Below are 21,905 nucleotides of genomic sequence, written 5' to 3'. Positions count from 1 at the left end.
GGATCGGCTTAAAACCGATTCAGGTAGTAAAGACCCGAGTTTTAATCTCCGCCAGCAATAGGCCATGCTGTTTATTCGTGTATTAACGCCAGGTTGGCGCTTTTGTCGCCAGGCCGCTCTAGGCCCGAACGTTCGGGCAGGCTAGTCTTGGCAGATCTGATTGAGGGTCTTCGATGATTGCAGGTATTTCTTCACGCACGCCACAACAGGCACTGGCCGCGTTACTTGACCGGTATGCCCCCGCGCGCCTGCTGTTGATCGGCGCCAGCGAATTCCCGGCACTGGAAGCGTTCAAACTCGCGCACCCGGACAGCTGCGTCGCTTTCGCAGCCCCCGGCCCATTGCCCGACGAGTTGGCGGCCCGCCGTTTCGACCTGGCCCTGGTGGTCGATTGCCTGGAGCATTTGCCCAAGCGCAACGGCCTGAATCTGCTGGGCGGCATTCGCAACCTCAACGCCAGCCGCATCGCCGTGTTGGCGGATCTGTCAGCGTGTGGCTGGCAGGAAACCGACTTTTTTTCCCTGGCCCTACAAGCCAGCGAACGCTTTCAACGGGACGAACAGGTCTTGACCCTGTTCACCTACGATCTGCTTGAATACAAACAAGTCCCTGACTGGCTCAATTCGCGCTTCTGGGCCAATCCGGAAAACTTCGGGAAATACTGGTGGTAATGCAATGAGTACATCCATTTGCCCTTGCGGCAGCGGCACCCCGCTCGACGCCTGCTGCGGTCACTACCATGCCGGACACCCGGCGCCGTGCGCCGAAGCCTTGATGCGCTCGCGCTACAGCGCCTACGTGCTGGGGTTGGTCGACTATCTGGTGGTCACCACCCTGCCCGCCCAACAGGCCGGCCTGGACCGTCAATCGATCAGCGACTGGAGCGCGCAAAGTACGTGGCTGGGCCTTGAGGTGGAAAGCTCCGAAGTGCTGGGCGGCCAGCCTGAACACGCCTTCGTGACTTTCACTGCACGCTGGCACGACAGCAATGGCGAGCACAGCCACCGCGAGCGTTCCTCATTTGTACAAAACGCCGGGCGCTGGTATTTCATCGACCCCACCGTGCCGCTCAAGCCCGGACGCAACGACACCTGCCCGTGCGCGAGCGGGCAGAAGTTCAAGAAGTGTTGCGCCGGGTATTTCAGCAGTTAGGACATGGAATGTCTGTCCACCCCGCAAGAGCTGCCGAAGGCTGCGATCTTTTGGGTCTGGACCAGGGGCCCAAGGGAGAAACACCACGATGATCATCCGCCGCGGCGCACTCTATCTGCTCACGTTGTTCCTGACACTCGGACTCGGCGGCTGTGCATCGTGGTTCGGCGACGACTTGCCGGACCCCGAGGTCCATCTGGTGAAGATCGAGGTGGTCCGCGCCAAATTGCTGGAACAGGAATTCCTTCTGCATTTTCGCATTGACAACCCCAACGACAGCGACCTGACGGTGCGCAGTATGGAATACCGCGTTCACTTGGGTGACATGCTGCTGGCCGACGGCGAGTACGAACATTGGTTCACCATCGGCCCCAGGCACAGCGCTTACTTCAAGGTACCGATCCGCACCAACCTGTGGTCCAAGGTCCGTGATCTGGCCAAACTGCTGAAAAAATCCGATCAGCCCATTCCCTATCGTCTGGAAGGTGAACTGCAAACCGGTATATTCATCGCCCACTACGTGCACCTGGCGCGCAATGGCGTGATAATCGCCGCCGATCTAATTCCGGAGCAACACCGATGACCCAGCAACCCCATGTCCACGGCCCTGACTGCAACCACGATCATGACCATCACCACCATGATCACGACCACGGCCATGTCCACGGTCCGAACTGCGGCCACGCTCACCAGGAACCGGTGCGCAATGCCCTGAAAGACGTCGGCCGCAACGATCCGTGCCCATGCGGCAACGGCAAGAAATTCAAGAAGTGCCACGGCGCTTGATGCTTCGGGCGAAGATTTGCTTCGCCTGTTGAATCGCCTTCGCGAGCAGGCTCGCTCCCGCAGTGTCATAAACGACACAAGCGTCTGTAGGAGCGGGCTTGCCCGCGAAGACGGCGGTACATGCAACAATGATGTGACGGCCATGCCGCTTTCGCGAGCAAGCTCGCTCCTACAGGTTTTTCAGTCAGCCTTTAATAGGTCGGCAGTACTGACAACAGTTGCGTACTCGCCGTGCAAATTCCCCAGCGACATCGCATGCACCTCTTCGGCGCTATGGGCATGGCCGAAAAAATCAGCCTTGTCGAAGGTAAAGCACGCATCCTCGACCACCCAGGTATCAAACCCCAGGTTGCCTGCGGTACGCGCCGTCGATTCCACCGAGTTGTGGGTCGCAACACCGACGATGATCAACTGCCCGATCCCTGCCTCGCGCAACTGCGCCTCCAGCCCCGTTGAACAAAACGCATCCGGCACCTGTTTCTGGATCAAGCGCTCACCAGCCATTGGCTGAAACCGTTCCTGAAACTCAACCCCCGACTGCTGCGGCCAGAATACCGAGTGCTCCGAGCGGGACAGGTGTTGCACATGGATCACCGGCCGGGCGGTGCGCCGCCAAAGGTCGAGCAATTCCAGCACGCGCTCTTCAGCCTGAGGATTATTCCGGCGACCGAGCCTGGGATGCAGGATGCCTTTTTGTTGATCGATGATGATCAGTGCCGCGTTTGCCTTGAGCTCCATGCCGACTGTTCTCCTGGATTGTTGAGCGTGTCGCACTTCAATATCACCGGTTACGGCTGGCAAGCCACTGTTGAGATCAAAAGATCGCAGTCTTCGGCAGCTCCTGCGCGAGATCGGCGCATCTCTACTGGAGCTGCCGAAGGCTGCGATCTTTGACAAATCCTGAAATAACCTCTTACCCCGCTTGCGCGGCCATCGCCTGCTCACTAACGTAGCGCCTTTATTGCGCCACCACCCCCGCAGGAGCTTTGCCATGGCCTCGCCAGCCCTTACTCATTTTCTACCCCGGTTCGGCGTTGCCGCTGCAGTGGCCGGTGTCTTGAGCCTGACCGGTTGTCAGAACTTCAACGCCCAGGACACCCTCCCGCCGACCTCCGGCGTACAACCGCTCAAGGGCCTGGCGCAGAATGTTTCGGTGCGCCGCAATGCCATGGGCATGCCGCTGATCGAAAGCAACAGCTTCCACGACGCGCTGTTCACCCTCGGTTACGTGCATGCCAGCGACCGCATCACACAGATGGTCACCCTACGCCTGCTGGCCCAGGGCCGTTTGGCCGAGATGCACGGCGCCGACCTGCTGGATGCCGACCGGTACATGCGGGCGGTCAACCTGAAGAAGAGTGCTGGCGAGTTGTACAAGGCCTCTTCGCCGCGTCTCAAGCGTTTCTTCGAAGTCTATGCGCGCGGCGTCAACGCCTACCTGTTCCGCTACCGCGACAAACTGCCGGCGGACCTCGCGGCGTCCGGGTACCAGCCTGAATACTGGCAGCCGGAAGATTCGGCACTGATTTTCTGCCTGTTGAACTTCAGCCAGTCGACCAACCTGCCGGAAGAAATTTCCTCACTGGTACTGGCCCAGACTGTCACCACCGACAAACTGGCGTGGCTGACGCCGTCGGCTCCCGACGAAAAGCTGCCGGTCGCCGAAAGCGAAAAACTGCAAGGCATCAAACTCAACGGGCAAGTGCCGGGGCTGGCTGAACTCGGCAAGGCCACCGGGCAACTGTCGGACCTGAACCTGCTCGGCGCCACCTCGTCGAACAACTGGGCCATCGCCCCGCAACGCAGCCGCAGCGGCAAGAGCCTGCTGGCCAGTGACAGTCACGGCCCGCTGGGTGTGCCTTCGTTGTTCAGTTACGTGCAGATTCGCGCGCCGAAGTATCAGGCGTCCGGCGTGACCATCGCGGGCCTGCCAATAGTGCTCGGTGGTTTCAACGGCAAGGTGGCATGGAGCATGACGTCCGTGATGGGCGACAACCAGGACCTGTTCCTGGAGAAGATCAAACGCCAGGGCAACGGGCTCACCTACGAAAACGCCGGGAAGTGGCAACCGGCGATCGTGCGCAACGAAACCTATTTCGTCAAAGGCCAGCGGCCGATTCGCGAAGCGGTGTACGAAACCCGCCATGGCCCGCTGCTCAACAGCGCCCAGGGCAGCACTCTGGCCAATGGTTTCGGCCTGGCCTTGCAGACGCCAGGCTTCACCGACGACAAGACCCTGGACGCGTTCTTCGACCTGTCCCGCGCCCAGAGCGTCGAGAAAGCCTCGGATGCCAGCCGCGAAATCCGCGCCATCGCGCTGAACCTGGTGTTTGCCGACGCGAGCCACATCGGCTGGCAAGTCACCGGTCGTTACCCGAACCGTCGCGAAGGCGAAGGTCTGCTGCCCTCGCCCGGCTGGGAAGGTCGTTACGATTGGGACGGCTACGCCGACCCGATGCTGCACCCGTACGACCAGGACCCGGCACAAGGCTGGCTCGGCACCGCCAACCAGCGGGTCATTCCCCATGGCTACGGCATGCAGTTGTCCAATTCCTGGGCCGCTCCGGAACGCGGCGAGCGCCTGGCAGAACTGGCCGGCGCCGGCAAGCACGACAGCCGCAGCCTGATCGCCATGCAATACGACCAGACCACTACCTTCGCAGCCAAGCTGAAGAAAATGTTTGAAGCGCCAGGCATGGCCCAGCCGCTCAAACACGCCATGGACGCCTTGCCGGTGACAGATCGTGCCAAGGCACACGAGGCCTACAGCCGCCTGATGGCGTTCGACGGCAAGCTCGGCCCGACCTCCACCGACGCGGCCATCTACGAACTGTTCCTGCAGGAAAGCACCCGACAGATCTTCCTCGATGAACTGGGTCCTGAAAGCAGCGCGGCATGGAAGGCCTTCGTCGCCAATGGCAAGCTTTCCTACGCGGCCCAGGCCGATCACTTGCTCGGGCGTGAAGACAGCCCGTTCTGGGATGACGTACGTACCGCGCAGAAAGAAGACAAACCGGCCATCCTCGCCCGCAGCCTCGCCGCAGCGATCAGCGCAGGCGACAGCCAGTTGGGCAGTGATCACAAGGCCTGGCAGTGGGGCAAACTGCACCGCTATGAATGGAAAAACATCAGCGGCCAGACCATACGCGGACCGCTGCCGGCCGGTGGTGATCACACCACGCTCAACACCGCAGCCTTCGCCTGGGGTCAGGATTTCAGCACCACGCTGGCGCCAGCCATGCGCTTTATCGTCGACTTCGGCCAGTCCGAGCCGCTGATGGCACAAAACGGCACCGGCCAATCCGGCAACCCGGCCAGCCCGAACTACCTCAACAGCATCGAACCGTGGCTCAAGGGCCAGTACATGAGCCTGCCGATGCAGCCGCAGAACTTCGACAATGCCTATGGCAAGGCACGGTTGACGCTGACGCCCGGCAAATAACCCCGCCCTTTACCTGTAGGAGCGAGCTTGCTCGCGATGGCGCCATATCAGTCAACATCGTTGGTGACTGACATACTGCTATCGCGAGCAAGCTCCCACAGGAAGCTGATATTAATCCCCCCAAAAACAAATAGAACTTCTCGCCACACGCCAACCTCATAGCTAACAAGCCCCTCCACTCCGGTAACGACATGGACCTTGTTATCTCGCGCCCCGAAGGTTTGTACTGCCCCGCCGGCGACTTCTACATCGACCCGTGGCGGCCGGTCGAGCGCGCCGTGATCACCCACGCCCACGGCGATCATGCCCGCGCCGGCAATCAGCATTACCTGGCGGCAGCACCCGGCGAGGCCATCCTGCGCGCACGACTGGGCCAGGACATCAACCTGCAGACCCTGCGCTATGGCGAACGCCTGCTGCATCGAGGCGTGCGCCTCAGTTTTCATCCCGCTGGCCATGTGCTTGGCTCGGCGCAAGTACGCCTGGAATACGGCGCACAAGTCTGGGTCGCATCCGGGGACTACAAGATAGAACCCGACGACACTTGCGCGCCGTTTGAACCGGTACGTTGCGACACCTTCATCACGGAGTCGACCTTTGGCCTGCCGATCTACCGCTGGCAACCCCAGGCACAGGTGTTTGCCGAGATCAATCAATGGTGGCAGGCCAATGCGGCTGTCGAAAAAACCAGCGTGCTGTTCTGTTGTTCCCTTGGCAAGGCCCAGCGCATTCTCCATGGCATCGACCCACGACTCGGTCCCATTCTGGTGCATGGCGCCGTCGAACCCGTCAACGGGATTTACCGCGAAGCGGGGGTATATTTGCCGCCCACGATTCATGTCGCCGACGTAAAAAAGAGCGACCCACTGATGCGCAAAGCACTGGTGCTTGCCCCTCCTTCAACGGCGAACAGCAACTGGATGCGTCGCTTCGGCGATTACAGCGATGGTTTCGCCAGTGGCTGGATGCGTTTGCGTGGCACGCGTCGGCTACGCGGTGTGGACCGTGGCTTCGTGCTGTCCGACCACGCCGACTGGCCCGGCCTGCTCTGGGCCATCGAACAGACTGGCGCTCGGCGGATCATGGTGACCCATGGTTCGGCCGGCGCGCTGGTACGCCATCTGCACGAGCAGGGGCACGATGCCATGGCGTTCGATACCCAATACGGTGATCACGAAGAGGAGGCGGTCATCACCGACGCCGAGCCTGCCGAGATGCTGCCATGAAGGCGTTCGCCGAGCTGTATACCGAACTGGACGCGTCCACTTCGAACAACGCCAGACTGGCGGCATTGCAAAACTACTTCGCCCAGGCCACTCCGGAAGATGCCGCCTGGGCGGTGTACTTTCTGTCGGGGGGACGCCCCCGGCAATTGGTGCCGGTACGGGTACTGCGCGAATTGGCCGTGGCATTTTCCGGTTTACCGCAATGGCTGTTCGAAGAGAGTTACCAGGCAGTCGGTGATCTCGCGGAAACCATTTCGCTGGTTTTACCGCAATCGTCGCATCATTCGAGCGAGGGGCTGGCCGCGTGGATCGAGGACAAATTGCTGCCGCTGCGCGGCGAAACAGCGCAATCCCTCGCTCAACGGTTACCGACGCTGTGGACGCAACTGGACGGTCCGAGCCTGATGCTCTGCATCAAACTGATCACCGGCAGCTTGCGCGTCGTGGTGTCCCGATTATTGGTGACCCGCGCCCTGGCAGCCATGGCTCATCTTGACAGCAAACGTGTGGCCCAGCGCATGGAAGGTTACACCGACCAGACCCATCGCCCCAGTGCCACCCGCTACCTGAAACTGATCGCCGCCGAATCCCTGGATGAACGCGCCCAGCGTGGCGGTGAGCCCTACCCGTTTTTCCTCGCCCACGTCTTGTCGCCGCCCGTGGAGCAATTCGAAGCACTGCTCGGCCCTGTCCAGCACTGGCAGGCGGAATGGAAATGGGATGGCATCCGCGCCCAGGTGATCAAGCGCGACGGGCAACTGTGGATCTGGTCGCGGGGTGAAGGGCTGGTGACCGAACGCTTCCCTGAACTGGACAGCTTATTTCTGAGCCTTCCCGAAGGCACGGTGATCGACGGCGAAATCGTCGCCTGGAAATTTGCGCCAACCGGCATCGACAAGTTTTCTCAACCAGCTACGCAACCTTTCGCCCTCTTGCAAAAACGAATCGCTTGCAAGGTCCTGGACCGGAAAATCCTCGAAGAAGTGCCAGTTGTGTTAATCGCCTTCGATTTGCTTGAATGGCAAGGTGAGGACTGGCGCAACCGGTGTCAGGCGGAGCGACGCGCGCAACTGGAACGGGTCGCCAGTGACTGCGCCAATCCGCGGTTGCGCCTCTCGCCATTGGTGACCGGCGACACCTGGCTCGACCTCGCCCGCCAGCGTGAGGCATCCCGCGCCCTCGGTGTCGAAGGCCTGATGCTAAAGGCGCGCGATGCCTTGTACGGTGTCGGCCGGACCAAGGACGTGGGTGCGTGGTGGAAATGGAAAGTCGACCCGTTCAGCGTTGACGCCGTGCTGATCCATGCGCAACGGGGGCAAGGACGTCGGGCCAGCCTCTACAGCGAATACACGTTCGCCGTGTGGGACGGCCCGCCAGACGTCAGCGAACGTTCCCTGGTGCCGTTCGCCAAAGCGTATTCAGGGTTGAGCGATGACGAAATTCGCCAGGTCGACAGCATCGTGCGCAAGACTACGGTGGAAAAAATCGGCCCGGTGAGCAGCGTCCAGCCGAGTCTGGTGTTTGAATTGGGGTTCGAGGGCATCGCCCCCTCTCGCCGTCACAAGAGTGGCATTGCCGTACGTTTTCCGCGGATGTTGCGCTGGCGCCAGGACAAGTCGGTCGACGAAGCCGACAGTTTGACGACCCTGAAAAATCTGCTCGGCTGAGCCTTGTTTTTATCCTCAAAATTTTTTCTTTTTGAGTCGAACCGGTGCGGCCATTTCCCTGCGCCCGTTTTCGTGCATAAATCTGTCTCCGGCTATTTCCAGACACCTTTTAAAACGCTTGTTCGGCACTCTGGTTCGGAAATTGCTACTTTCAACAGGTCTTACGCTTTCCAGTAACAATAATTCTGCGCCACAAGCGCTCATATTGGTTTTAGGGATTGAATAATGAAAAAAGCATTGCTGACCCTTTCTGCACTGGCATTGTGCATGGCCGCTGGCTCCGCCATGGCGAAGGAGTACAAAGAACTGCGTTTCGGCGTTGACCCTTCTTACGCACCGTTTGAGTCGAAAGCGGCCGATGGCAGCCTGGTGGGCTTCGACATCGATCTGGGGAACGCGATCTGCGCCGAGCTGAAGGTCAAGTGCAAGTGGGTCGAAAGTGACTTCGATGGCATGATTCCAGGCCTCAAAGCCAATAAATTCGACGGTGTGATCTCGTCGATGACCGTGACCCCGGCCCGTGAAAAAGTCATCGACTTCTCCAGCGAGCTGTTTTCCGGCCCAACCGCTTACGTGTCCAAGAAAGGTTCCGGCGTGACCGCAGACGTCGCCTCCCTCAAGGGCAAAACCGTCGGCTACGAACAAGGCACCATTCAGGAAGCCTATGCCAAGGCCATTCTGGACAAGGCCGGGGTAAAAACCCAGGCCTACGCCAACCAGGATCAGGTCTACGCTGACTTGACCTCCGGTCGTCTCGATGCCGGGATCCAGGACATGCTGCAAGCCGAACTGGGCTTCCTGAAGTCGCCACAGGGTGCCGACTACGAAGTCAGCAAGCCGGTCGACAATGAACTGCTGCCGGCCAAAACAGCGGTTGGCATTAAGAAAGGTAACACCGAGCTGAAAGCACTTTTGGATAAAGGTATCAAAGCGTTACACGATGATGGCACCTACGCCACCATCCAGAAGAAACACTTTGGCGATCTGAATCTGTACAGCGGCAAATAATGCCCGGCGCCCATCTCTGGATGGGCGCTTTTTTCATCCGATCAGGTTGCTGATTTATGTTCGAAAACCTACTCGAAAATCTGGGGCTCTCTGCCTTCAGCCTCAGGGGCTTCGGTCCGCTGCTGATGCAAGGCACCTGGATGACGATCAAACTGTCGGCGTTATCGCTGTTGGTAGCCGTGTTGCTCGGGCTGCTCGGCGCCAGTGCCAAGTTGTCAAAAGTCAAACTGTTGCGCTTGCCCGCCCAGCTCTACACCACACTCATTCGCGGCGTTCCCGACCTGGTGCTGATGCTGCTGATTTTCTACAGCCTGCAAACCTGGCTGACCTCGTTTACCGATTACATGGAATGGGAATACATCGAAATCAACCCGTTCAGCGCCGGGGTCATCACCCTGGGCTTCATCTACGGCGCGTATTTCACCGAAACCTTCCGTGGCGCGATTCTCGCCGTCCCACGGGGTCAGGTCGAAGCGGCCACCGCTTATGGCCTCAAGCGCGGCCAGCGTTTCTGGATCGTGGTGTTCCCACAGATGATGCGTTATGCCCTGCCGGGCATCGGTAACAACTGGATGGTAATGCTCAAGGCCACCGCCCTGGTGTCGATCATTGGCCTGGCCGATCTGGTCAAGGCTGCCCAGGACGCCGGCAAAAGCAGCTATCAGCTGTTTTACTTCCTGGTACTTGCCGCGCTGATCTATCTGGTGATCACCAGCGCGTCCAACTTCATTCTGCGCTGGCTTGAACGTCGTTACTCCGCCGGTACCCGGGAGGCCGTGCGATGATCGAACTCCTGCAGGAATACTGGAAACCCTTCCTTTACAGCGACGGCAACAACATCACCGGCCTGGCCATGACCCTGTGGTTGCTCAGCGCATCGATATTCTTCGGTTTCATCGTCTCGATTCCGCTGTCTATCGCCCGGGTTTCACCGCGCCTCTACATTCGCTGGCCGGTGCAGTTCTACACCTACCTGTTCCGTGGCACGCCGTTGTATATCCAGCTGCTGATCTGCTACACCGGGATCTACAGCCTGGCCGCCGTGCGCGCACAACCGCTGCTCGACAGCTTCTTTCGCGATGCGATGAACTGCACCATCCTGGCCTTCGCCCTGAACACCTGCGCCTACACCACGGAGATTTTTGCCGGGGCTATCCGCAGCATGGCCCACGGTGAAGTCGAAGCGGCCAAGGCTTACGGCCTGACCGGCTGGAAGCTGTACGCTTATGTGATCATGCCGTCGGCCCTGCGTCGCTCGTTGCCGTACTACAGCAACGAAGTGATCCTGATGCTGCACTCGACCACCGTGGCCTTCACCGCGACCATCCCGGACATCCTGAAAGTCGCGCGGGACGCCAACTCGGCGACCTTCCTGACCTTCCAGTCGTTCGGCATCGCCGCGCTGATCTACCTGACCGTCACTTTTGCGCTGGTCGGCCTGTTCCGCCTTGCCGAACGCCGATGGCTGGCCTTCCTCGGGCCGACCCACTAGGACTAATCCTGCTTCAGGAAACAACAGATGCGCCACCAGAAACATGACCTCCTGGCCCCGCTGCCGGGGACCGCGCGACAGATCCACAGTTTTCACTTCGGCCCACAACCGGCCAATGGCAAGATCTACATCCAGGCCTCACTGCACGCCGACGAAATGCCCGGCATGCTGGTGGCCTGGCACCTCAAGCAACGCCTGGCGGAGCTGGAAGCCGCCGGTCGCCTGCGCAGCGAAATCGTGCTGGTGCCCATCGCCAACCCGGTGGGCCTGGAACAAGTGCTGATGGATGTGCCGCTGGGCCGCTACGAGCTGGAAAGCGGCCAGAACTTCAATCGCTGGTTCGTCGACCTCAGTGAGGAAGTCGGCAACGCGATCGAAGACCAGCTCGGTGAAGACCCGCAGCACAACCGGCAACTGATCCGCAGCAGCCTGCGCGATGCGCTGGCCCGGCAGACCGCCGACACCCAATTGCAATCCCAGCGCCTGACCCTGCAACGACTGGCCTGCGATGCCGACATGGTGCTCGACCTGCATTGTGATTTCGAAGCGGTCGCACACCTGTACACCACGCCGCAGGCTTGGCCACAGGTCGAGCCACTGGCCCGCTACATCGGTGCCGAAGCGAGCCTTCTGGCAACCGATTCCGGTGGCCAGTCGTTCGACGAATGCTTCACCCTGCTCTGGTGGCAATTGAAGGAACGCTTCGGCGAACACTTCGACATTCCACCGGGCAGTTTTTCGGTGACCGTCGAATTGCGCGGTCAGGGCGACGTCAATCACCCGCAGGCCAGTCTCGACTGCCAGGCGCTGATCGACTACCTGATCCATTTCGGCGCGATCGCCGGCGAGCCTTCGCCCCTGCCTGAGTTGCCCTGGCCAGCGACACCGCTGGCCGGTGTAGAACCGGTAGCCACGCCCGTCGGCGGCCTGCTGGTGTTCACCGCACAGCCGGGCCAGTACCTGGAAGCCGGGCAACTGATTGCCGAGATCATTGATCCGATCAACGATCGCGTCACCCCCGTTCATTGCTCCGCCGCCGGGTTGATGTACGCCCGTTCGCTGCGCCGCATGGCCACTGCCGGCATGGTGATCGCCCATGTCGCGGGCACCGAAGCCTATCGCAGCGGCTATCTACTTTCGCCTTGAGGATGCACGCCCCATGTACAAATTGACCATCGAAGGCCTGCATAAGAGTTATGGCGATCATGAAGTCCTCAAAGGTGTTTCACTCAAGGCCAGGACCGGCGACGTCATCAGTCTGATCGGCGCCAGCGGGTCGGGCAAAAGCACCTTTCTGCGTTGCATCAACTTCCTGGAACAACCCAACGACGGCGCCATGAGCCTCGACGGGCAGAACATCCGCATGATCAAGGACCGTCACGGCATGCACGTGGCCGATGCCAATGAACTGCAGCGAATTCGCACCCGCCTGGCCATGGTGTTCCAACACTTCAACCTGTGGAGCCACATGACGGTGCTGGAAAACATCACCATGGCCCCGCGCCGGGTGCTGGGCTGCGACAGGAAAGAAGCCGAGGACCGCGCCCGGCGTTACCTCGACAAGGTGGGGCTGGCCTCCCGTGTGGCGGACCAATACCCGGCATTCCTGTCCGGCGGTCAGCAACAACGGGTGGCGATTGCCCGCGCACTGGCCATGGAGCCGGAAGTCATGCTGTTCGACGAACCGACCTCGGCGCTGGACCCGGAACTGGTGGGTGAAGTGCTCAAGGTGATCCAGGGCCTGGCCGAGGAAGGCCGGACCATGATCATGGTGACCCACGAAATGAGCTTCGCCCGCAAAGTGTCGAGCCAGGTGCTGTTTCTGCACCAGGGCCTGGTTGAGGAAGAAGGCGCACCGGAAGATGTGCTGGGCAATCCGAAAAGCGAGCGGTTGAAGCAGTTCCTCAGCGGCAACCTGAAGTAACGGCTACAGCAAAACCTGTGGGAGCGAGCTTGCTCCCACAGGTTTTGATCTGTAGTGTCTGAACTGTCAGGCAACGGGCGCAGGCGGTGGCTCATCCGGCAGCGTAGGCTCGCCCGGTTCGTTAGGCTGTTCGTTCGGGGTATCAGGATCAGGCTGGCCGGGAATACCCCCTGACATGCTGACGGGCGGATGCGCCAACAAGGACCAGGCCAGAACGCCAATCTGATTGGGTTCAAGCCTTGCCAGTTCGGCACTGATTCGCGGATCGATCTTCATTCGACACTCCTGAGCGATAGCCCGACCCGCCTTGCGCGGATCGGAGCAGTACACTCCATAGAGTGTACGCCCGCCCAGGAATTCCCGGCATTTGTCGGACGGTTGACTCAGGTGCGAGGCAGGGTCACGCCACGCTGCCCCTGGTACTTGCCGCCACGATCCTTGTAAGACACTTCACATTCTTCGTCAGACTCCAGGAACAGCATCTGCGCCACGCCTTCGTTCGCGTAGATTTTCGCCGGCAGATTGGTGGTATTGGAGAACTCAAGGGTCACATGACCTTCCCACTCAGGCTCGAGCGGCGTGACGTTGACGATGATGCCGCAGCGCGCGTAGGTGCTTTTACCCAGGCAAATGGTCAAGACATTACGCGGAATGCGGAAGTATTCGACGGTGCTGGCCAGGGCGAAGGAATTGGGCGGAATGATGCACACGTCGCTGTGGATGTCGACGAAGCTGCCGGCATCGAAATTCTTCGGATCGACGATGGCCGAATTGATGTTGGTGAACACCTTGAAATGACTGGTGCAACGCACATCGTAGCCATAGCTCGACACGCCGTAGGAAATTACACGGCTATCGTCGCTGCCGCGCATCTGGCGCTCGACGAAAGGCTCGATCATGCCGTGTTCCTGCGCCATGCGGCGAATCCACTTGTCCGATTTGATGCTCATGGCGGGTGTCCTGAATAGCGAGGTCGAAAAATTCTGTCCGGCATCTTACCGGGCGCGCCGCCGGGTTCAAAGTGCGCGGTGCAATTCTCGCCGAACAGGCAGGAATTACCTGCGCTGACGACGAACCGTCGCACCGCCGATCCTTAAATCAGAGAAACCTTCGCAAGAAGCATTGGCACGTTCAGGAAAAAGGGTTAAGGTGGCGCCACTGTGCTGCTTGTGTCACTGAGAATCTCTACACGATATGTTGAATTTCGATCCAACCATCTACAAGAATTTTTCCTGCTCTTTGCACTCAGTCTCGGCCAGGGTTCTTCCTGAGTCGCAGTTATCTTTGTTCAAGGAGTTACACCATGTCTAATCGCCAAACCGGTACCGTTAAGTGGTTCAACGATGAAAAAGGCTTCGGCTTCATCACTCCACAATCCGGTGACGACCTGTTCGTTCACTTCAAAGCTATCCAATCCGACGGCTTCAAAAGCCTGAAAGAAGGCCAACAGGTTTCTTTCATCGCTACCCGCGGTCAGAAAGGCATGCAAGCTGAAGAAGTTCAAGTTATCTAACTTGTACTTGCTTTAGTAAAAAAGCCCCGCCCTCAACAGCGGGGCTTTTTTGTGCCTGTGTGTTTTTCACAGGTAAAAAAGATCGCAGCCTGCGGCAGTTCCTAAAGGGTGAACATAACTCCCCTGCAGGAGCTGCCGCAGGCTGCGATCTTTTAGCGTCTTACCAAGTCACGCCAAACCCTGCGGTGTAGCGTGTCTTGTCCAGATCCGAATCGTCGGTGCCGCTGATGATGTCCCGCTCCGCCTTCAGGTTCAGTGAAGCCCAGTCAGTCACCTTGTAACGCAACCCCATCTCGGCATCGAGTGCATAGTCGGCCACGCCCGACAGAGGCTTGCCGACCTCACCATTGGTGAAGAACTCGACACGCTTGCCGATCAGGTAGCGGTTGTAATCCCACGTCATGGCCAGTGCGTAGAAATTTTCCTTGCTGCCATCGGAGAACTCATAGTCCGTGCGGTTGACCAGCGAGCCCAGGGAGAACGCCCCAAGCTCGTCATCCCAGAACTGATAGCCGGGACCGGTACCGACCGTGCGTTGACGGGACAGGTCTTCGACCTTGTCGCGCTTGTACACCAGGCGCCCCTGCCAGAACCATTGCTCGGTCAGGAATCGATCGATGGAGTACTCGGCCCGCCAGTTGTCAGTGGTCACCACGTCGTCCTGGAACTCGCGGTTGTATTCACCTTCGGCGGTGTGCCGCCAGCGACCGTGGCGGGCACTGGTCTTGAAATCGATGTCGTAGTCATCAGTGTCGTTTTCCGCCCTTTGATAATCCAGTGCGACATCGACGTTGCCTTTCCACACCAGATCCTCGACCACCGGTTTTGGCTTGAGAATCTGCTGAATGCTCGCCAGTTCGACCGTCTTCGGTGCTTCGCCGTTGGCCAGCGTGACCTTGCCGGCGTCCGCCGCTTTCAGCGACTTGGCTTTCTCGCCACTGTAGGCATCCTGCTTGACCAGCAACTCCTGATCGCTGTCCAGAGTCTTGACCTGTTTCCAGTCGATCGTCACCGCACCGGCGTACTCGGTCTGGATCAGCAGCTTGCCGCCATCGAACAGCGTGATCTTGCCGCTCAGCTTGTCACCGTTCTTCAACCACACGGTATCGGCCAACAAGGGAGTAGAAGCACTGAGGACAGCGAGACACAGCAGGGATCTGGACAACATAAGCGAAATACGGGCTCGGGCTTGCGAGAAAAGTCGGCATTATCCGCAGGAATAAGGCCCTGACAAGGACTGACCCGACTATTTCTGTTGAGTTCATTTCTCAACCGCCTGTACAGGATTTACTCTACAGATGGTAAAGCAGACTTCTTCAGGAATGACGGACGTGACCGATCCAACCGATGAACCCGAGAGTGCGGCGCAAATCCGACGCACGGCGCTGTACCTGACACTGGCGCAAGTTCCCGAGGGCAAAGTCGTCAGCTACGGTCAATTGGCCGAGCTTGCAGGACTGGGTCGCGCCGCCCGCTGGGTCGGCCGCACCCTCAGCCAATTGCCGAGCGACAGCAAATTACCCTGGCATCGCGTTCTGGGTGCAAACGGGCGCATCAGCCTCCCGGTCGGCAGCCCTTCGGGCGATGAACAGCGCGCACGATTACGCATGGAGGGCATCAGTATCCTGAATAATCGTGTTGATATTCAGCGCCATGGCTGGCGTCCGGTAGAGCACAGCGGTTAGAGTGCGCGCTTTGTTTCCGTATTTGTTGAGGCAGACTCCAGCCCATGCCCCGTAAAACCTGGCGCGCCGCGCTCGCCGCTTATGCCAGCCCTTCAACACTCGTGCTGTTGCTGCTTGGTTTCGCCGCCGGCCTGCCCTACATGCTGGTGTTTTCGACGCTTTCAGTCTGGCTGCGCGAGGCCGGCGTGGCGCGCGAAACCATTGGCTATGCAAGCCTGATTGGCCTGGCGTATGCCTTCAAATGGGTCTGGTCGCCGTTGCTCGACCAATGGCGACTGCCATTGCTTGGCAAACTCGGTCGACGACGATCCTGGCTCGTGCTGTCCCAGGCACTGGTCATCCTTGGCCTGCTAGGAATGGGTTTGTGCGATCCACAAAAGCATTTGTCCTGGCTGATCGCCATTGCCGTGGTCGTCGCCTTCGCATCAGCGACGCAGGATATTGCTGTAGACGCCTATCGCCTGGAAATCGCCGAAGACAATCGTCAGGCTGCCCTGGCCGCCAGCTACATGTCCGGCTACCGGGTCGCTGCACTGCTGGCGACTGCAGGCGCGCTGTACTTTGCCGAAGGCTTTGGCTCCACCGGCTTCAACTACAAGCATTCGGCCTGGGCCGGTACTTACATTCTGTTCGGGGTGCTGATGGTCCCGGCGCTGCTGACTTCCATATTCATGCGCGAACCTCCCGTGCCGTTACGCACGCAATTGCAGGCCGGTCGCTACAGCTTCGTGCATCAACTGGCCTCGGTGTTCGTGCTGATCATATTGCTGGTATCCGTGCCGGCCATGTTCACCCAGCTCTACTACACCGACTTCGCCAGCGTACTGTTCGAAGGCGTGAGCCTGCTCGACCTGTTGCTCGAAGACCGCGCGTTCCTGCGGGCCATCCTCTATATCACGCTCACCGCCCTGTGCCTCTCGGCCATGGGCCGTCGCGGCCTGGCGCCAGTGCTCACGCCAGTCAATGACTTCATCCTGCGATACCGCTGGCAAGCGCTGCTGCTACTCGGCTTGATCGCCACCTATCGGATGTCCGATACGGTCATGGGCGTGATGGCCAACGTGTTCTACATCGACCAGGGCTTCACCAAGGACCAGATCGCCAGCGTCAGCAAAATCTTCGGCCTGATCATGACCCTGGTGGGTGCCGGCATGGGCGGCCTGCTGATCGTGCGTTTCGGCATCCTGCCGATCCTGTTCATCGGCGGCGTCGCATCCGCGGCGACCAACATCCTGTTCCTGATGCTCGCCGACATGGGCCCCAACCTGAACATGCTGGTGCTGACCATCTCCCTGGACAACTTCAGTTCAGGTCTGGCGACTTCGGCGTTCGTCGCCTACCTGTCGAGCCTGACCAACCTCAAGTTCTCCGCCACCCAATACGCCCTGCTCAGCTCGATCATGCTGTTGCTGCCGCGCCTGATCGGCGGCTATTCCGGGGTCATGGTGGAAAAGTTCGGTTACCACGACTTCTTCCTGATCACCGCCTTGCTGGGCGTCCCGACCCTGCTGTTGATCGCCTTGCACTGGTTCCAGGAGAACCGCCGCGAAGGTCCGACACCGACACCGGAACCCGTGCAGACCCCGGTAGCCGAAGAATCGTAGGATCTTTACGCAGGAACAATCGCGGAGGGCCGAGTGAATCGTGCCCTCCTGCCACACCACTGACCGCACGCCTGTACGCCGGCGGTTCTCGCCCGTACAATGCTCCGTCACTTCTCGTCATCAGCAATCGATAACGGCCAACCATGCGCACCAGTCAATTTTTGCTCGCCACACAAAAAGAAACGCCTTCCGACGCGGTCGTGATCAGCCACCAGCTGATGCTGCGCGCCGGCATGATCCGCAAACTCGCCTCAGGCCTGTACACCTGGCTGCCGATGGGCTTGCGGGTAATGCGCAAGGTCGAAGCTGTCGTTCGTGAAGAAATGAACGCCGCCGGCTCTCTCGAAGTGTTGATGCCGAGCACGCAACCGGCCGAGCTGTGGCAGGAGTCCGGGCGCTGGGAAGAGTACGGCCCTGAATTGCTGCGCTTCAAGGATCGCCACGGTCGCGACTTCTGCGCAGGCCCGACCCACGAAGAAGTCATCACCGATCTGATGCGCAACGAGCTGAGCAGCTACAAGCAGCTGCCAATCAACCTGTACCAGATCCAGACCAAATTCCGTGACGAAATCCGCCCACGCTTCGGCTTGATGCGTGGCCGCGAATTCATCATGAAGGACGCCTACTCGTTCCACGCCGACCAGCCTTCGTTGCAGATTACCTACGAGCGCATGCACCAGGCTTACTGCAACGTGTTCACCCGTCTGGGCCTGAGGTTCCGCCCTGTTGAGGCCGACAACGGCTCCATCGGCGGCGCCGGCTCCCACGAGTTCCACGTTCTGGCCGAATCGGGCGAAGATGACATCGTCTTCAGTAACGGTTCCGACTACGCGGCGAACATCGAGAAAGCCGAGGCCGTGCCGCGGGAAACCTCGCGCGCCGCGCCAACCGAAGAACTGCGCCTGGTCGACACACCGAACGCCAAGACCATTGCGCAACTGGTCGAAGGCTTCAACCTGCCGATCGAGAAAACCATCAAGACCCTCGTGGTGCACGCTGAAGAGAAAGGCAAGCTGATTGCCCTGATCATCCGTGGCGACCATGAACTGAACGAAATCAAGGCGGCCAACCAGCCAGGCGTTGCCAGCCCGCTGGTCATGGCCTCGGAAAGCGAACTGCGCGACGCCATTGGCGCCGGTGCCGGTTCCCTGGGCCCATTGAACCTGCCGCTGCCGATCATCATCGACCGTTCGGTCGAACTGATGAGCGACTTCGGCATCGGCGCCAACATCGACGACAAGCACTACTTCGGCGTGAACTGGGAGCGCGACTTGCCTGTTCCGACCGTTGCCGACCTGCGCAACGTTGTGGCCGGCGACCCGAGCCCGGATGGCAAAGGCACCCTGGAAATCAAGCGCGGCATCGAAGTCGGGCACATCTTCCAGCTGGGCAACAAGTACAGCAAAGCGATGAAGTGCGAAGTGCTGGGCGAAAACGGCAAGCCGGTCACCCTGGAAATGGGCTGCTACGGCATCGGCGTGTCCCGCGTGGTAGCGGCTGCCATCGAGCAGAACAACGACGAAAACGGGATCATCTGGAGCGACACCCTCGCACCTTTCCAGATCGCCCTGGTGCCGCTGCGCTACGAAACCGAACAGGTTCGTGAAGCCACCGACAAGCTGTACGCGCAACTCACCGCTGCCGGCTTCGAAGTGCTGCTCGACGACCGCGACAAGAAAACCAGCCCGGGCATCAAGTTCGCGGACATGGAGCTGATCGGCATTCCACACCGGATCGTGGTCAGCGACCGCGGCCTGGCCGAAGGCAACCTGGAATACAAGAGCCGTACCGAGGCCGACGCACAAGCGCTGCCGGTTGCCGATGTACTGTCGTTCCTTCAGGCCCGCATCCGCCGCTGATACCAGACATAGAGGCGTCATGTTCAAGCGAAACACCTTAGGCCTTGGTGGTGCCGCCTTGTGCGGCACCCTGCTGGTCAGCGGCTGTGCCAACCACATGTCACAACGCAGCGAGCAAGAGGAACGTGTCGAGCGCAAATTGCTCGATCACAGCCTGCAGATCGATGTCGGTGAGCCCAAGGTGCTTGAGCTGCCGCAACGTCGGGTGAAAATTCACGAGCAGAAGACCTTCGAAGTCACCGAGTACGAAGTCACGCGTCACTACGACCGCTATACGCCGTACCAACCCTGGCGGGAGATTTACGAAATCCCGCTGGGTGCGGTGGCTGTGGTGGCGGGTGTCGGTGCCAATGTGGTCAACGTATTCACCCTCGGCAATCTGCCAGACAGCGTGACCAAGGACTGGCTGAGCTACGGCTTCGCCGGGCTCAACCCGTTCATGAACGTGCAGTCCCACGGTCGCGCGCAGCAGAACCTGGCCGGCATTGATGAAGTCCAGCGCGACAAGCGTACGGAATACTCAAGCCTGCCCTGGAGCGAGCGTCCGGTCGAGGTCAAGGCCGGCAAGGAAACCTTCGAGCTGACCACTGACAAAAACGGTGTGTTACGCCTGAATCTGTTGGACAGCCCGTTCGCCGAACATGACATCAACCATCTGAGCCGCTTGCTGATCCGTGTCGAGGATGCCCAGGGCAACGTGCACAACGATTCCACCCTGGTCATCAGCAGTAACTTGCGCAGCAAGCTCTATGAGGCCCACGGGTTGATTTATGACGATCTCGAAGGTGACGAAGTCAATCAGTGGGTCCACCGGGTCAAACGCCTGTCGGAGCTGGGTCTTGAAGAAGAGGCCAGCGAACTGGAACAGAGCCTGATCGAACTGACGCGCAATGATCCTGAATTGCAGAGCGAGTTCCTCAAGTCACTGGCCCGCAATGGCGAGCGACTGGTGGCGAATCCGGGGCTGAACTAAACCCCAAAAAAAATCGCAGCCTGCGGCAGCTCCTACAACAGATCGCGTTCTGCTGTAGGAGCTGCCGCAGGCTGCGATCTTTTGTGTTTCAGAATTTACCGCTCAAACAACTCCATCTGCTCGAACCCGCCCCGCAAGTCCTCCAGCCGCACGCCGACGCCCAACAACCGCACCGGTTTACCGCCGCGATTGAAAGCCTGGGTCAACATCATCTGATAACTCCCCAGATCCCGCCCTGCCCCGGCCTGCTCCAGTGTCGTCTGGGTGAAATCGTGGAACTTCACTTTGACGAATGGCTTGCCCGGACGATAGCTGCTGTCGATTCGCGCCATGCGGCCAGCCAGGGTCTCCAGCAGCTCGGGCAACTTGTCCAGGCAACTCTTCAGGTCCGGCAGGTCAACGTCGTAGGTATTTTCAACACTGATCGACTGTCGGCGACTGTCGTTATGCACCACACGGTCATCGATACCACGGGCCAGGCTCCAGAGTCGCTCGCCAAAGCTGCCGAATTCACGGACCAGCGTCAACTTGTCCCACTCGCGCAATTGCAGGCAATCGGTGATCCCCAGCTTGCCGAGCTTGTCAGCGGTGACTTTGCCGACCCCGTGCAATTTGCTCACCGGCAAGCCGCTGACAAAGTCCTCGACCTGATCCGGAGTGATGACGAACAGGCCATTGGGCTTTTTCCAATCACTGGCGATCTTGGCCAGAAACTTGTTCGGCGCCACACCCGCCGACACAGTGATATGCAACTGATTGGAGACTCGGCGCCGGATGTCCTGGGCGATGCGCGTTGCGCTACCACCGAAATGCGCACTGTCCGACACATCGAGGTACGCCTCATCGAGCGAGAGCGGCTCGATGATCTCGGTGTAATCGCGAAAGATCGTGTGAATTTCCCTGGACGCTTCTCTATAGGCGTCCATGCGTGGCTTGACGATGATCAGGTCCGGGCACAGTTTCAGGGCATGCCCGGAAGACATTGCCGAACGCACGCCGTACGCGCGCGCCTCATAATTGCAGGTGGCGATCACCCCGCGCCGATCAGCCGAGCCGCCCACCGCCAGTGGTTTACCGGCGAGGCGTGGGTCGTCGCGCATTTCGATGGCTGCATAGAAGCAGTCACAATCGACGTGGATGATCTTGCGTTGAGTCATAACAAAGCCGTGTTCATGGCAAAGAAAAGGCGTCATGGCGTGCCGGACAAACAGTATCTCACCGACACCTGTATATAGCACCAGTAGTCTGAATGTTCTTTTCCAATCGTAGGAAGAGTCGATTGTGAATTTATTTTTTCAATCGAAAAAATACTTTCAATAGACGCGCAGGCCTTGTCCTGCCTGCCTCACAGACCGGTCGCCCCCCCACTTTTAACGCTAACCGATTGAACAGGAAGAGGTTTTATCGGAATTTGAGGTTGACACCCGAGCGCATCTCTATAGAATGAGCCACACAGACGCGGGATGGAGCAGTCTGGTAGCTCGTCGGGCTCATAACCCGAAGGTCGTCGGTTCAAATCCGGCTCCCGCAACCAAACATCAAAAAAGGCTACTCGAAAGAGTGGCCTTTTTTGT

The 21,905-nt window shown here is 59.5% G+C and carries 22 protein-coding genes and 1 tRNA gene; 18 read left to right on the top strand and 5 right to left on the bottom strand.

Translation table 11 applies throughout. The features are described 5' to 3' along the window. Nucleotides 1-173: 173 nt before the first annotated feature. From KGA81_RS27355 to KGA81_RS27340, 4 genes are all read left to right on the top strand, one after another. Nucleotides 174-671 carry a DUF6231 family protein gene (locus tag KGA81_RS27355; RefSeq protein WP_223550303.1) on the top strand — a complete coding sequence of 166 codons (498 nt, stop codon included), beginning with the start codon at nt 174-176 and terminating at the stop codon, nt 669-671. A 4-nt stretch (nt 672-675) separates the two neighbouring features. Then, nucleotides 676-1,152 carry a YchJ family protein gene (locus tag KGA81_RS27350; protein WP_223550301.1) on the top strand — a complete coding sequence of 159 codons (477 nt, stop codon included), beginning with the start codon at nt 676-678 and terminating at the stop codon, nt 1,150-1,152. An 88-nt stretch (nt 1,153-1,240) separates the two neighbouring features. After that, nucleotides 1,241-1,735 (top strand): LEA type 2 family protein, encoded by a 495-nt coding sequence (locus KGA81_RS27345; RefSeq protein ID WP_223550299.1) that lies wholly within the window; start codon nt 1,241-1,243, stop codon nt 1,733-1,735. Continuing rightward, nucleotides 1,732-1,938: an SEC-C metal-binding domain-containing protein gene (locus KGA81_RS27340; protein WP_007955014.1), complete on the top strand. Its 207-nt coding sequence runs from the start codon at nt 1,732-1,734 to the stop codon at nt 1,936-1,938. The genes KGA81_RS27345 and KGA81_RS27340 overlap by 4 nt, the downstream gene beginning before the upstream one ends. A 180-nt stretch (nt 1,939-2,118) precedes the next feature. On the opposite strand, the gene KGA81_RS27335 is transcribed toward KGA81_RS27340, so the two are convergent. Then, a complete protein-coding gene (locus KGA81_RS27335; RefSeq protein WP_223550361.1) occupies nt 2,119-2,676 on the bottom strand; it encodes a cysteine hydrolase family protein in 558 nt (185 codons plus the stop codon). 253 nt (nt 2,677-2,929) lie between these two features. On the opposite strand from KGA81_RS27335, the gene KGA81_RS27330 reads away from it, so the two are divergent. From KGA81_RS27330 to KGA81_RS27295, 8 genes are all read left to right on the top strand, one after another. Next, nucleotides 2,930-5,380 (top strand): penicillin acylase family protein, encoded by a 2,451-nt coding sequence (locus KGA81_RS27330; protein ID WP_223550297.1) that lies wholly within the window; start codon nt 2,930-2,932, stop codon nt 5,378-5,380. A 191-nt stretch (nt 5,381-5,571) separates the two neighbouring features. Continuing rightward, the gene (locus KGA81_RS27325) at nt 5,572-6,606 is read left to right on the top strand and encodes a ligase-associated DNA damage response exonuclease (protein ID WP_223550295.1); all 1,035 of its coding nucleotides are present in this window, start codon (nt 5,572-5,574) and stop codon (nt 6,604-6,606) included. Continuing rightward, a complete protein-coding gene (locus tag KGA81_RS27320) occupies nt 6,603-8,273 on the top strand; it encodes an ATP-dependent DNA ligase (protein WP_223550293.1) in 1,671 nt (556 codons plus the stop codon). The genes KGA81_RS27325 and KGA81_RS27320 overlap by 4 nt, the downstream gene beginning before the upstream one ends. Before the next feature lie 225 nt (nt 8,274-8,498). After that, complete coding sequence (locus KGA81_RS27315) at nt 8,499-9,281, top strand: transporter substrate-binding domain-containing protein (RefSeq protein ID WP_007996874.1); 783 nt, start codon at nt 8,499-8,501, stop codon at nt 9,279-9,281. A gap of 56 nt (nt 9,282-9,337) precedes the next feature. Continuing rightward, nucleotides 9,338-10,066, top strand: coding sequence for an ABC transporter permease (locus KGA81_RS27310; protein ID WP_223550291.1), 729 nt, complete (start codon nt 9,338-9,340; stop codon nt 10,064-10,066). Further along, a complete protein-coding gene (locus KGA81_RS27305) occupies nt 10,063-10,773 on the top strand; it encodes an ABC transporter permease (RefSeq protein ID WP_223550289.1) in 711 nt (236 codons plus the stop codon). The genes KGA81_RS27310 and KGA81_RS27305 overlap by 4 nt, the downstream gene beginning before the upstream one ends. A gap of 27 nt (nt 10,774-10,800) precedes the next feature. Continuing rightward, the gene (locus KGA81_RS27300; RefSeq protein WP_223550287.1) at nt 10,801-11,919 is read left to right on the top strand and encodes a succinylglutamate desuccinylase/aspartoacylase family protein; all 1,119 of its coding nucleotides are present in this window, start codon (nt 10,801-10,803) and stop codon (nt 11,917-11,919) included. A gap of 13 nt (nt 11,920-11,932) precedes the next feature. Beyond that, nucleotides 11,933-12,697: an ABC transporter ATP-binding protein gene (locus KGA81_RS27295; RefSeq protein WP_223550284.1), complete on the top strand. Its 765-nt coding sequence runs from the start codon at nt 11,933-11,935 to the stop codon at nt 12,695-12,697. Nucleotides 12,698-12,763: 66 nt separating this feature from the next. Here KGA81_RS27295 and KGA81_RS27290 read toward each other — a convergent pair whose 3' ends face one another. Together KGA81_RS27290 and dcd are read right to left on the bottom strand one after the other, a co-directional pair. Beyond that, nucleotides 12,764-12,973 carry a hypothetical protein gene (locus tag KGA81_RS27290; RefSeq protein ID WP_223550282.1) on the bottom strand — a complete coding sequence of 70 codons (210 nt, stop codon included), beginning with the start codon at nt 12,971-12,973 and terminating at the stop codon, nt 12,764-12,766. 107 nt (nt 12,974-13,080) lie between these two features. Beyond that, a complete protein-coding gene (gene dcd, locus KGA81_RS27285) occupies nt 13,081-13,647 on the bottom strand; it encodes a dCTP deaminase (RefSeq protein ID WP_085724551.1) in 567 nt (188 codons plus the stop codon). 353 nt (nt 13,648-14,000) lie between these two features. Between dcd and KGA81_RS27280 the strand changes: the two genes are divergently transcribed. After that, entirely contained in the window at nt 14,001-14,210 is a 210-nt protein-coding gene (locus KGA81_RS27280; RefSeq protein WP_002554837.1) for a cold-shock protein, read from the top strand. A gap of 160 nt (nt 14,211-14,370) precedes the next feature. On the opposite strand, the gene KGA81_RS27275 is transcribed toward KGA81_RS27280, so the two are convergent. Further along, nucleotides 14,371-15,378, bottom strand: a complete 1,008-nt coding sequence (locus KGA81_RS27275) for a DUF481 domain-containing protein (protein ID WP_223550279.1) — start codon at nt 15,376-15,378, stop codon at nt 14,371-14,373. 154 nt (nt 15,379-15,532) lie between these two features. On the opposite strand from KGA81_RS27275, the gene KGA81_RS27270 reads away from it, so the two are divergent. The 4 genes from KGA81_RS27270 to KGA81_RS27255 all read left to right on the top strand — a co-directional run bounded on the left by KGA81_RS27270 (nt 15,533) and on the right by KGA81_RS27255 (nt 20,331). Beyond that, nucleotides 15,533-15,895, top strand: coding sequence for an MGMT family protein (locus KGA81_RS27270; RefSeq protein ID WP_263293479.1), 363 nt, complete (start codon nt 15,533-15,535; stop codon nt 15,893-15,895). 44 nt (nt 15,896-15,939) lie between these two features. Next, entirely contained in the window at nt 15,940-17,499 is a 1,560-nt protein-coding gene (locus KGA81_RS27265; RefSeq protein ID WP_223550275.1) for an AmpG family muropeptide MFS transporter, read from the top strand. A gap of 143 nt (nt 17,500-17,642) precedes the next feature. Beyond that, the gene (locus KGA81_RS27260) at nt 17,643-19,358 is read left to right on the top strand and encodes a proline--tRNA ligase (RefSeq protein WP_223550272.1); all 1,716 of its coding nucleotides are present in this window, start codon (nt 17,643-17,645) and stop codon (nt 19,356-19,358) included. A gap of 19 nt (nt 19,359-19,377) precedes the next feature. Continuing rightward, nucleotides 19,378-20,331, top strand: coding sequence for a hypothetical protein (locus tag KGA81_RS27255; RefSeq protein ID WP_223550270.1), 954 nt, complete (start codon nt 19,378-19,380; stop codon nt 20,329-20,331). A 95-nt stretch (nt 20,332-20,426) separates the two neighbouring features. Here the strand turns inward: KGA81_RS27255 and dinB are convergent, their stop codons facing one another. Next, nucleotides 20,427-21,488: a DNA polymerase IV gene (gene dinB, locus KGA81_RS27250; protein ID WP_223550268.1), complete on the bottom strand. Its 1,062-nt coding sequence runs from the start codon at nt 21,486-21,488 to the stop codon at nt 20,427-20,429. 300 nt (nt 21,489-21,788) lie between these two features. Between dinB and KGA81_RS27245 the strand changes: the two genes are divergently transcribed. After that, a tRNA-Met gene (locus tag KGA81_RS27245) sits at nt 21,789-21,865 on the top strand. Nucleotides 21,866-21,905: the final 40 nt, after the last annotated feature.

The sequence above is a fragment of the Pseudomonas sp. A-B-19 genome, assembly GCF_019947515.1.
Classification (GTDB): Bacteria; Pseudomonadota; Gammaproteobacteria; order Pseudomonadales; family Pseudomonadaceae; genus Aquipseudomonas.
The sequence above is the reverse complement of the archived record's forward strand: the minus strand, read 5'-3'. Positions and strand labels throughout refer to the sequence as shown.

Coding starts and splice junctions, on each gene's coding strand:
- KGA81_RS27290 (WP_223550282.1), bottom strand. CDS start 12,973: ATGAAGATCGATCCGCGAATCAGTGCCGAACTGGCAAGGCTTGAACCC.
- KGA81_RS27260 (WP_223550272.1), top strand. CDS start 17,643: ATGCGCACCAGTCAATTTTTGCTCGCCACACAAAAAGAAACGCCTTCC.
- KGA81_RS27330 (WP_223550297.1), top strand. CDS start 2,930: ATGGCCTCGCCAGCCCTTACTCATTTTCTACCCCGGTTCGGCGTTGCC.
- KGA81_RS27320 (WP_223550293.1), top strand. CDS start 6,603: ATGAAGGCGTTCGCCGAGCTGTATACCGAACTGGACGCGTCCACTTCG.
- KGA81_RS27300 (WP_223550287.1), top strand. CDS start 10,801: ATGCGCCACCAGAAACATGACCTCCTGGCCCCGCTGCCGGGGACCGCG.
- KGA81_RS27275 (WP_223550279.1), bottom strand. CDS start 15,378: ATGTTGTCCAGATCCCTGCTGTGTCTCGCTGTCCTCAGTGCTTCTACT.
- KGA81_RS27295 (WP_223550284.1), top strand. CDS start 11,933: ATGTACAAATTGACCATCGAAGGCCTGCATAAGAGTTATGGCGATCAT.
- KGA81_RS27315 (WP_007996874.1), top strand. CDS start 8,499: ATGAAAAAAGCATTGCTGACCCTTTCTGCACTGGCATTGTGCATGGCC.
- KGA81_RS27325 (WP_223550295.1), top strand. CDS start 5,572: ATGGACCTTGTTATCTCGCGCCCCGAAGGTTTGTACTGCCCCGCCGGC.
- KGA81_RS27270 (WP_263293479.1), top strand. CDS start 15,533: ATGACGGACGTGACCGATCCAACCGATGAACCCGAGAGTGCGGCGCAA.
- KGA81_RS27280 (WP_002554837.1), top strand. CDS start 14,001: ATGTCTAATCGCCAAACCGGTACCGTTAAGTGGTTCAACGATGAAAAA.
- KGA81_RS27265 (WP_223550275.1), top strand. CDS start 15,940: ATGCCCCGTAAAACCTGGCGCGCCGCGCTCGCCGCTTATGCCAGCCCT.
- KGA81_RS27340 (WP_007955014.1), top strand. CDS start 1,732: ATGACCCAGCAACCCCATGTCCACGGCCCTGACTGCAACCACGATCAT.
- KGA81_RS27350 (WP_223550301.1), top strand. CDS start 676: ATGAGTACATCCATTTGCCCTTGCGGCAGCGGCACCCCGCTCGACGCC.
- KGA81_RS27255 (WP_223550270.1), top strand. CDS start 19,378: ATGTTCAAGCGAAACACCTTAGGCCTTGGTGGTGCCGCCTTGTGCGGC.
- KGA81_RS27345 (WP_223550299.1), top strand. CDS start 1,241: ATGATCATCCGCCGCGGCGCACTCTATCTGCTCACGTTGTTCCTGACA.
- KGA81_RS27305 (WP_223550289.1), top strand. CDS start 10,063: ATGATCGAACTCCTGCAGGAATACTGGAAACCCTTCCTTTACAGCGAC.
- KGA81_RS27355 (WP_223550303.1), top strand. CDS start 174: ATGATTGCAGGTATTTCTTCACGCACGCCACAACAGGCACTGGCCGCG.
- KGA81_RS27310 (WP_223550291.1), top strand. CDS start 9,338: ATGTTCGAAAACCTACTCGAAAATCTGGGGCTCTCTGCCTTCAGCCTC.
- dinB (WP_223550268.1), bottom strand. CDS start 21,488: ATGACTCAACGCAAGATCATCCACGTCGATTGTGACTGCTTCTATGCA.
- KGA81_RS27335 (WP_223550361.1), bottom strand. CDS start 2,676: ATGGAGCTCAAGGCAAACGCGGCACTGATCATCATCGATCAACAAAAA.
- dcd (WP_085724551.1), bottom strand. CDS start 13,647: ATGAGCATCAAATCGGACAAGTGGATTCGCCGCATGGCGCAGGAACAC.